The 8,600-nt window shown below is 38.8% G+C and carries 8 protein-coding genes; 2 read left to right on the top strand and 6 right to left on the bottom strand.

Going from position 1 to position 8,600, the window contains the following annotated elements:
- Positions 1–193: 193 nt before the first annotated feature.
- From DO88_RS17620 to DO88_RS17630, 3 genes are all read right to left on the bottom strand, one after another.
- The gene (locus DO88_RS17620) at positions 194–673 is read right to left on the bottom strand and encodes a YchJ family protein (RefSeq protein ID WP_007375895.1); all 480 of its coding nucleotides are present in this window, start codon (positions 671–673) and stop codon (positions 194–196) included.
- 37 nt (positions 674–710) lie between these two features.
- The gene (locus tag DO88_RS17625; RefSeq protein WP_007375894.1) at positions 711–1,145 is read right to left on the bottom strand and encodes a SulA-like leucine-rich domain-containing protein; all 435 of its coding nucleotides are present in this window, start codon (positions 1,143–1,145) and stop codon (positions 711–713) included.
- Positions 1,146–1,435: 290 nt separating this feature from the next.
- Positions 1,436–1,900 (bottom strand): tetratricopeptide repeat protein, encoded by a 465-nt coding sequence (locus DO88_RS17630; RefSeq protein WP_007375893.1) that lies wholly within the window; start codon positions 1,898–1,900, stop codon positions 1,436–1,438.
- 117 nt (positions 1,901–2,017) lie between these two features.
- Here DO88_RS17630 and DO88_RS17635 point away from each other — a divergent pair, with 117 nt between their 5' ends.
- Entirely contained in the window at positions 2,018–3,310 is a 1,293-nt protein-coding gene (locus DO88_RS17635) for an NCS2 family permease (protein ID WP_045984411.1), read from the top strand.
- Positions 3,311–3,368: 58 nt separating this feature from the next.
- Here the strand turns inward: DO88_RS17635 and DO88_RS17640 are convergent, their stop codons facing one another.
- The 3 genes from DO88_RS17640 to pabB form a co-directional block, all read right to left on the bottom strand.
- Positions 3,369–4,745, bottom strand: a complete 1,377-nt coding sequence (locus tag DO88_RS17640; RefSeq protein WP_007375891.1) for an L-serine ammonia-lyase — start codon at positions 4,743–4,745, stop codon at positions 3,369–3,371.
- Between the two features lie 101 nt (positions 4,746–4,846).
- Complete coding sequence (locus DO88_RS17645) at positions 4,847–5,422, bottom strand: NUDIX hydrolase (protein ID WP_033037769.1); 576 nt, start codon at positions 5,420–5,422, stop codon at positions 4,847–4,849.
- A 6-nt stretch (positions 5,423–5,428) separates the two neighbouring features.
- The gene (pabB, locus tag DO88_RS17650; protein WP_008135587.1) at positions 5,429–6,787 is read right to left on the bottom strand and encodes an aminodeoxychorismate synthase component I; all 1,359 of its coding nucleotides are present in this window, start codon (positions 6,785–6,787) and stop codon (positions 5,429–5,431) included.
- 155 nt (positions 6,788–6,942) lie between these two features.
- On the opposite strand from pabB, the gene DO88_RS17655 reads away from it, so the two are divergent.
- Positions 6,943–8,469 (top strand): fumarate hydratase, encoded by a 1,527-nt coding sequence (locus DO88_RS17655; protein ID WP_033028598.1) that lies wholly within the window; start codon positions 6,943–6,945, stop codon positions 8,467–8,469.
- Positions 8,470–8,600 lie beyond the last annotated feature (131 nt).

The following is an 8,600-nucleotide window of genomic DNA, read 5'->3' as shown; positions in this document are numbered from 1 at the left end:
TAACGTTAAATAGACCCCATACATAAGCAGATTGGTATAAAAATTTTATTTAGAGACGCTGAGTTTTTTGGAAATAAATAACTTTTCGTGCGTATGCGCCACATTAAGTTAAATAATATGTACAAAACTAGAGTACATATTATTTAACTAATTAGTGTGTTTTAAAATACCTGATGCCTGGGTAAGTTGAGGTTTATAGGCTGTGGCACTTTTTATACTTTTTAGTACTGCCACATGGGCAATCATCGTTCCTGCCAATTTTTATATCTGCAACAGGTAATATAACGCCGTCAGAATATTTCCACTGATTTTTTTCTTTAATGAATTTTGATTGTTCGTGCAATTCACAGTATAAATTATCATAAAAGTAGTGCGCTTTAAATTCTACAAAACCCTGACTATCATCGTGCCCTGAGTCTATAATTGTCAGTTTTATAAAGCGGCAACCATCTGCAAATTCTTTAATTTCTTTAACGGGGTTTTCGGGCTGTTTATCTGTTGTATATGTTTGATAAATATACTTAGCATTTTTGAGTGCATAAGCACTATAACGAGAGCGCATAAGTAGCTCTGGTGTTTGAGGATGCTGTATTGCCAAATGAAAAGGTTCGCAGCAGTCAACATAATTTTGTTGGCTGCCACAAAGACATAATGTTTTATTCAGTGAGGTCATAATTTTGGTGTAAAGCTAAAATGTTAGTTTAACAAGATTATTGAGCTAGTAATATCTCTGTGGTTTGTTTGTTTTTCGTGAAGCAATATAACTTTGTATTTGTTTTACTCATATCCAGAGATAAGCTAGTTAATAGCTGGTTATTAACTATATCAGTCCAAGTAATTACAGCTGCAAAATTACCGTTGTGTAAAGCCGAATTTAATACGTACTCTAGATTCACTAAGTGTTTTTGTCTAATAACGAGTAATTTACTCGTATCGATAGAGCACGAATCAAGTAGCGCTTTACTAGGGACGTGATCGGGTGCGATTAATAATGTCCAAGCATTTAAGCTATTGTATTGATGTAATACTTTTAATAGCTCAAATGTTGCCGAAATTTCATCTTCAATTTCAATTAAATTAACACAATCGCTTTTATTGTCTTGTTGGTAGCTTTTAACTGTTCGTACGGTAATTGGTTGTAACATATCGCTTCACTCACTGGGTTTTTATACAGTATTTACATACAGTAGTTTATACAGTGTTTGTGTGCAAGTGTTTTTTGCTATTTTTTTGTACGATAATTTAAGATTTAGACTTTTTTTAAATTGTTATTTTTTTAAGTTGTTAATATTTAATGATTTAAATTTACCTTTATGTTGTCGTTTCCAACTGTGCATTATTGTGTTGAATACTGTATACACCTGTTGAAGGTTGATATGGCAGCTTTAAATAATGATTTCATGTGTAAATTACAGCATAGTTTCGTATGTGTAATTTACTCTTCGTTAGCGTTATTTGGTATTAGGTGAGAAAACTGCAATTGGTGAATTTGTTCATATAAACTTGCAGCGTAGCATTGGGCATCTTTAAAGCGTTTAGTTTCAATGTGTTTACGCAAGTCAGTTAATGCAGTAGTTGCTGGCTCGTGACCTTGACTACTTGATAAGCTTAGCCATGCAACAGCATGAAATACACTTTGCGGAACACCTTGGCCTTTTACAAAAAATAGTCCTAAGTAAAATTGTGCTCGAAGTTCTCCAGACATCGCAGCTAAACGCATCCACTTCGCAGCAAGTGCATTTTGATTGTTTTTTAAATAATACAGTGCTTTGTTCAGTGTATTTTGCTGACTATTTTCGTTAGTTGGCGTTGAGTTAGTGTCGCTAGGTTGCGTGACAAAGGACAGTATATTGTCTAACTGCTGCTCTAAATCTTGGCCTGTCGGTGTTGTTTTTATCATGCTCACTCATTCGTTATGTAACTAAGTCAATAGTTTAGTATATCGCAAGGTAAAATGTCCTGTAAAAGATGATTTTTATGTTAAAATATTGCCACTTTTTACAACCATAAGTCTATTATGCTCGAAGCTTTATTTAAAATTAGTGAGAATGGCTCATCAGTCCGCCGTGAATGCATTGCGGGTATTACTACATTTATCACAATGGTTTACATTGTATTTGTTAACCCTGCCATGTTAGCAGAGGCTGGAATGGATCAGGGAGCTGCTTTTGTAGCAACTTGTATTGCAGCTGCTATTGGTTGTTTTATTATGGGGTTGTGGGCTAATTATCCTTTAGCATTAGCGCCTGGAATGGGGTTAAATGCATTTTTTACATATGGTGTTGTATTAGGGATGGGTTACACATGGCAGGCGGCATTAGGTGCTGTTTTTATGTCTGGGTGTATATTTTTACTTCTAAGCCTGTTTAAAGTTCGTGAGTGGATTATTAATGCCATTCCTTTGGTTTTAAAGCGGGCCATTGCAACGGGTATTGGCGCATTTTTAGCTTTAATTGCTCTTAAAAATGCGGGGATCATCGTTGCCAGCCCTGCAACGTTAGTACAATTAGGTGATATAACTTCAGCTGGCCCATTATTAGCTATTTTCAGCTTTTTTATTATTGCTGCGCTTTTATATCGTAACTTTAAAAGTGGTGTGTTAATTAGTATTTTATTAGTGACCTGTATCGCACTGGCTTTAGGGCTTGTTGAATACCATGGAATTGTTGCTACGCCTCCTTCTATTTTACCTACTTTTATGCAGCTTGATTTTGGTGCTGCACTTGAATTGTCTATGTTGAGCGTTATTTTCGCATTTTTGTTTGTGGATTTATTTGATACCTCGGGTACTTTAGTTGCAGTTACTCAAAAAGCAGGGCTTGCTGATGAAAAAGGAAATATGCCTCGGTTAGGAAGAGCGCTAAGTGCTGACAGTACAGCAACAATTGCAGGCGCTATGTTGGGCACTTCTACTACAACATCTTATATAGAGTCTGTTGCAGGTGTATCTGTAGGTGGGCGTACTGGTTTAACAGCAGTTGTGGTAGGTATTTGCTTTTTACTTATGATGTTTTTTGCACCACTTGCGCAAATGGTACCAGCTTACGCAACCGCTGGAGCCATTTTATATGTTGCAGTTTTAATGCTACAAAATCTGAAGTTTGTTAATTGGGATGATATGACCGATGCCATTCCCGTTACAGTCGTTTTACTGATGACGCCATTAACGTTTTCAATTGCTCATGGTATAGCACTTGGTTTTATATCTTATACGGTAGTAAAAGTGTTGTGTGGTAAGCAAGACGAAGTCACAATTAGCGTATGGATTTTAACGGCACTGTTTATTATTAAATTTGCATTTTTGTCTTAAATTTATACAGCTAGATAAAAAAGGCCATACAAATTTGTATGGCCTTTTTTAGTTATTTTTAACATTCAATAATATTAACAGCCAATCCACCGCGAGCGGTTTCTTTGTATTTGGTTTTCATATCGTTGCCGGTTTCAAGCATGGTTTTAATCACTTTATCAAGTGATACCTTTTGCTCTCCACTGCCACGAATAGCTAAACGTGAGGCATTAATTGCTTTAATCGCGCCCATTGCATTGCGTTCAATACACGGCACTTGTACTAAGCCACCAACAGGGTCGCACGTGAGGCCTAAATTATGTTCCATACCAATTTCTGCTGCGTTTTCTACTTGCACAACATTGCCACCAACAATTTCTGTTAATGCGCCTGCTGCCATAGAGCACGCAACGCCAACTTCACCTTGGCAACCTACTTCGGCACCCGATATAGAGGCATTCTTTTTATATAAAATACCAATAGCAGCAGCCGTTAATAAATAACGTGTGGCTATATCGCGGTCTACTTCTTTCACAAATGTGTGATAGTACATAAGTACAGCTGGTAAAATACCCGCAGCACCATTAGTTGGTGCGGTAACTACACGGCCACCTGCCGCATTTTCTTCGTTTACGGCAAGGGCAAATAAATCAACCCAGTCCATTGCACGAAGTGGGTCGTTACTGACTTCTATATTTAGTTTTAAGTATAAGCTAGGCGCACGGCGCTTTACTTTTAAGCCGCCAGGTAAAATACCTTCTGTACGCATACCACGGTCAATACAGGCCATCATTACTTTCCAGATATGAAACAGCGTGTCTTTTATTTCATCTTCAGTGCGCAGTGTTTTTTCGTTCTTCATCATCAAGCTTGAAACACTAAGCCCTGACTCTTTACACATTTCTAGTAACTCTTTTGCGCTACCAAATGGGAATGGGGCTGGGTTTTCTTCTCTAATATCGAGGGCTGCTTGTTTTTCGTTTTCAAACTCTTCGTCAGTAACAATAAAGCCACCGCCAATAGAGTAATATACTTTGCTGTAAACTTTTTCGCCGTTGTTTGAGGCGATAATTTCCATTGCATTAGAGTGCTTAGGCAGCGTTTTGCGACGATGAAAAACAATAGCGCCTTGTTTTGGAAACTTAGCTTTGTGTGTTTTGTTTAAATAAATAACCTGATCTTGTTCGATGGTCGCTAAAATGTCGTCGACTAAATCGGCATCTATAGTTTCAGGGTCGTAACCGGCTAAACCAAGAATTACGGCTTTACCCGAACCATGGCCAACACCTGTTTGACCCAAAGAGCCATAAAGCTCTACTTTAATATCGGTAACATTTGCTAATAATTGTTGTTCTTGTAGGTCATTAACAAATAAGCGTGATGCGCGCATTGGGCCAACGGTGTGTGATGACGAAGGGCCAATACCAATGCTAAACATATCAAATGCACTGATCATAATGTGTGTCTCTACTTTGTTTTATCAGCACGAAGCTGCTCTTTGAACGGTCGAGCATGATAACGTGGAATTGTGATTGTGTAACTATTAATAACGAAGATTTAAACTGGTAAGGCGAGTTGTTTTGTAAAGTTTTTTATAATGTTTGCAGTCGCACCCCAAAGTAAACCATGTGGCGTTTTAAAACCTTGCAAAATAACCGTTTTCCCAAATCGTTGAAAAGGTAAGGGTTGCCAATTAGCTTCGTTATTTAACTCAGTGACAGAGAGTAAAAAGCTCGCTTGTACTTCATTATAGTCATTTTCCCATGTGGTGCCTTTATTAAGTAAACCTACATAGGGGCTAATACTAAAACCCGTTAATGTTGAATACTCAGGTAAGTGACCTATTACATTAACGTTGTTTTGGGCAATATTTAGCTCTTCTTTTAGTTCGCGAAGGGCTGTGGTGCGAAGGGTAATGTCGCTTACTTCAAACTTACCCCCTGGCAAACAAATCTCTCCAGGGTGATGGTGTAAATAAGTAGGGCGTTTACACAGTAAAATATGTGCATGGTTATCTATATCAATAATTGGCAGCATAACAGCGCTAGCGCGTTTTTTACGCGTGTCTTTTAACTGGTTTGGCGCAGCTGTAGGGCTTAACAGAAACCGCGCCATAATGTGTTCACTATTCAAAGCGACCTACTGTTTTAATAAAGGGAGGATTTTATTTACTTTATCGTAAGTTTCTTGATATTCCAATTCGACTTTAGAATCAGCGACTATTCCGCCACCTGCCCAGCAGTAAATTTGCGCTTTGTGGCACACCAAGGTGCGAATAGTGATACTCGTATCCATATTTCCACACGCACTTAAATAACCAATTGAGCCACAATAAATGCTGCGGCGATGTGGTTCTAATTCTTCAATTATTTCCATTGCTCTAATTTTGGGCGCACCGGTGATTGAGCCACCCGGAAAAGCCGCTTTTAGCTGATCGACGGCTGTTTTACCTTCATCAAGTTCAGAGGTTACCGTGCTTACTAAATGATGCACTGCCGGAAAGCTTTCAATAGCAAAAAGAGAAGGGACGTGAACGCTGCCAGGTTTTGCCACTTTGCCTAAGTCGTTACGCAGTAAATCAACAATCATGACATTTTCAGCGCGATCTTTATCTGATGCTGCGAGTATTTGGGCTTGGCGTTGATCTTCCAGCGCATCCGCTTTTCGCGGTAGTGTGCCTTTAATAGGTTTGGTTTCTACAACGTTATTATTTACTGATATAAAGCGCTCAGGGGAAATTGATAAAATAGCCCCTTGAGGGTGATTTATAAAGCTTGAAAACGGTGCTTTATTTGCCTCACGCAATTTAATATAAGCAGCCCAAGGGGAGCCTTCAAACTGAGCGTTGAAGCGCTGCGCTAAATTAATTTGGTAGCAATCGCCACTTTTTAAATACTCCTCAATTTGGGCAAATTTTGTAGCGTATTCTTTTTTACTCATATTTGATTGCCAGTCGCTGTTTAGGGCAAAGGACTGCGTATTAACTTGGGAGTTAACGTGCGTATTTAAATATTGCTCATAAAGCGCTAATCGATCGGTGTTTGGCTGCGATACATAAAACCAGCTTTGTTGCAGCTTGTCGTAAATAAGGGCATCTAAGTAAAGGCCAATAGCCATTTGGGGAAGATTAATGTCTTCAATAGCATGAGTGGGGATGTTTTCAATTGTACGCCCCAGATCGTAGCCAAAGTAGCCAAGCCAGCCGCCGTTAAAGGGTAAATCGTAATCGGCTTTTGTTTTATCAAGGCGTGAAAGCTCATTATTCATAATTTCAAAGCAGTTATCACTACTTTCTATATTATTTAAAAAGCTTTTATTATTTTTTACTTCAAGGGTACTTTGCGGCTCAATGGCAATAATATCAAAACGGCTGTTTATATGATTACTATTTGCAGAATCTAATAGAATTGCGTAAGGCAAATGTGAAAAATGCGCAAAAACGTCAATGCAGTTTTGTGTTATGCCTAATTTAATACAATTTTTTTTATTGTTTAGCATTTACTGCCCCTTTAAGAACTGGCTCGAAACGGGCTGGGAGGGTATCATAAGTCAAATTTTTTGGCAGCACTAAGCTGCAAAAAACAGTGCAAACCACCGTCACCGGTTTGATTTAGATTACGCGACAACGCGTAACGGTAACTTAAGGAACCACTATGAGTACAATTTGTCAGCAAGACTTTATTGATAGCATTGAAGATGCATTGCAATATATTTCGTTCTATCACCCACTTGATTTTGTTCAAGCACTCGAAAAAGCGTACAACAAAGAACAAAGTAAAGCGGCTAAAGACGCCATTGCACAAATTTTAATTAACTCACGCATGTCGGCTGAAGGCAAGCGTCCACTTTGCCAAGACACCGGTATTATTACCTGTTTTGTTAAAGTAGGTATGGATGTTAAGTGGGATAAAACAGATTTAACCGTTCAACAAATGGTTGATGAAGGTACTCGTCGTGCATATTTAAATCCAGATAACCCTTTACGTGCATCTATTGTTGCAGACCCTGCTGGTACGCGTAAAAATACTAAAGATAATACGCCTTCGGTTGTGCATATTGATTTAGTAGCGGGTGGAAAAGTAGAAGTAATGGTTGCGGCAAAAGGCGGCGGCTCTGAAAACAAAAGTAAAATGGTTATGTTAAACCCGTCAGATGATGTTGCTGCATGGGTAGAAAAAACACTACCAACAATGGGTGCTGGTTGGTGTCCGCCAGGCATGCTAGGTATAGGTATTGGTGGTACGGCTGAAAAAGCAGCAGTAATGGCTAAAGAGTCGTTAATGGATCCGGTTGATATCCATGAACTAATGGAACGCGGCGCAGAGACAACTGAAGAAAAACTGCGTTTAGAAATTTTTGATCGTGCTAATAAATTAGGTATTGGCGCACAAGGGTTAGGCGGTTTAACAACGGTTGTTGATGTTAAAATTAAAACAGCACCAACGCATGCAGCTTCAAAACCTGTAGTAATGATCCCAAATTGTGCGGCAACTCGCCATGTACATTTTACGCTTGACGGTTCTGGCCCTGCTAATTTAAAAGCACCTAAACTAGAAGATTGGCCACAAGTAACATTTGAAGTAGGCGAAGGCACACGTCGTGTTGATTTAAATACACTGACTAAAAAAGATGTTCAAGAATGGAAAATGGGTGAAACCGTTTTACTTTCGGGCACTATTTTAACAGGTCGTGATGCAGCGCATAAACGTTTGCAAGATATGATCAACTCAGGTGAAGGTTTACCTGAGGGCGTAGACTTTGATAATAAATTTATTTATTACGTAGGCCCTGTGGATGCGGTACGCGATGAAGCAGTAGGTCCTGCTGGCCCTACAACAGCCACGCGCATGGATAAATTTACCGATATGATGCTAGAAAAAACAGGCATTGTAGGCATGATTGGTAAAGCTGAACGTGGGCATGCAACGGTTGAGTCTATTAAAGAGCATAAATCTGTTTATTTGATGGCTGTAGGCGGCGCAGCTTACTTAGTATCTAAAGCGATTAAAAAAGCGCGTGTAGTTGCTTTTGAAGATTTAGGTATGGAAGCTATTTACGAATTTGAAGTAGAAGATATGCCAGTGACTGTTGCAGTAGACAGTGAAGGCGCCAATGCGCATACACAAGGCCCTGCTATCTGGAAAGCTAAAATTGAAGAGCTTGATAGCAAGCTAAAATAACGTACGTTTTGTATTTTTAAAAAGCGAGCCTAGTGCTCGCTTTTTTGTTTTTTTAAATAGAGTTATTAGTAAGTTTACAGCTCTGACCAGTTTGCGAAAAAGCTCACTTTTTACTGAAAACCTATAGGCAG

It is taken from the genome of Pseudoalteromonas sp. S3431, from assembly GCF_000690035.1.
In the GTDB taxonomy this organism is placed as follows: Bacteria; Pseudomonadota; Gammaproteobacteria; order Enterobacterales; family Alteromonadaceae; genus Pseudoalteromonas; species Pseudoalteromonas fuliginea.
This window is presented reverse-complemented; position numbering and strand designations above follow the sequence as displayed.

Bases quoted from the DNA above. Each gene is read 5' to 3' on its own strand.
- DO88_RS17625 (WP_007375894.1), bottom strand. From the start codon at position 1,145: ATGTTACAACCAATTACCGTACGAACAGTTAAAAGCTACCAACAAGAC.
- DO88_RS17655 (WP_033028598.1), top strand. From the start codon at position 6,943: ATGAGTACAATTTGTCAGCAAGACTTTATTGATAGCATTGAAGATGCA.
- DO88_RS17640 (WP_007375891.1), bottom strand. From the start codon at position 4,745: ATGATCAGTGCATTTGATATGTTTAGCATTGGTATTGGCCCTTCGTCA.
- DO88_RS17630 (WP_007375893.1), bottom strand. From the start codon at position 1,900: ATGATAAAAACAACACCGACAGGCCAAGATTTAGAGCAGCAGTTAGAC.
- DO88_RS17635 (WP_045984411.1), top strand. From the start codon at position 2,018: ATGCTCGAAGCTTTATTTAAAATTAGTGAGAATGGCTCATCAGTCCGC.
- pabB (WP_008135587.1), bottom strand. From the start codon at position 6,787: ATGCTAAACAATAAAAAAAATTGTATTAAATTAGGCATAACACAAAAC.
- DO88_RS17620 (WP_007375895.1), bottom strand. From the start codon at position 673: ATGACCTCACTGAATAAAACATTATGTCTTTGTGGCAGCCAACAAAAT.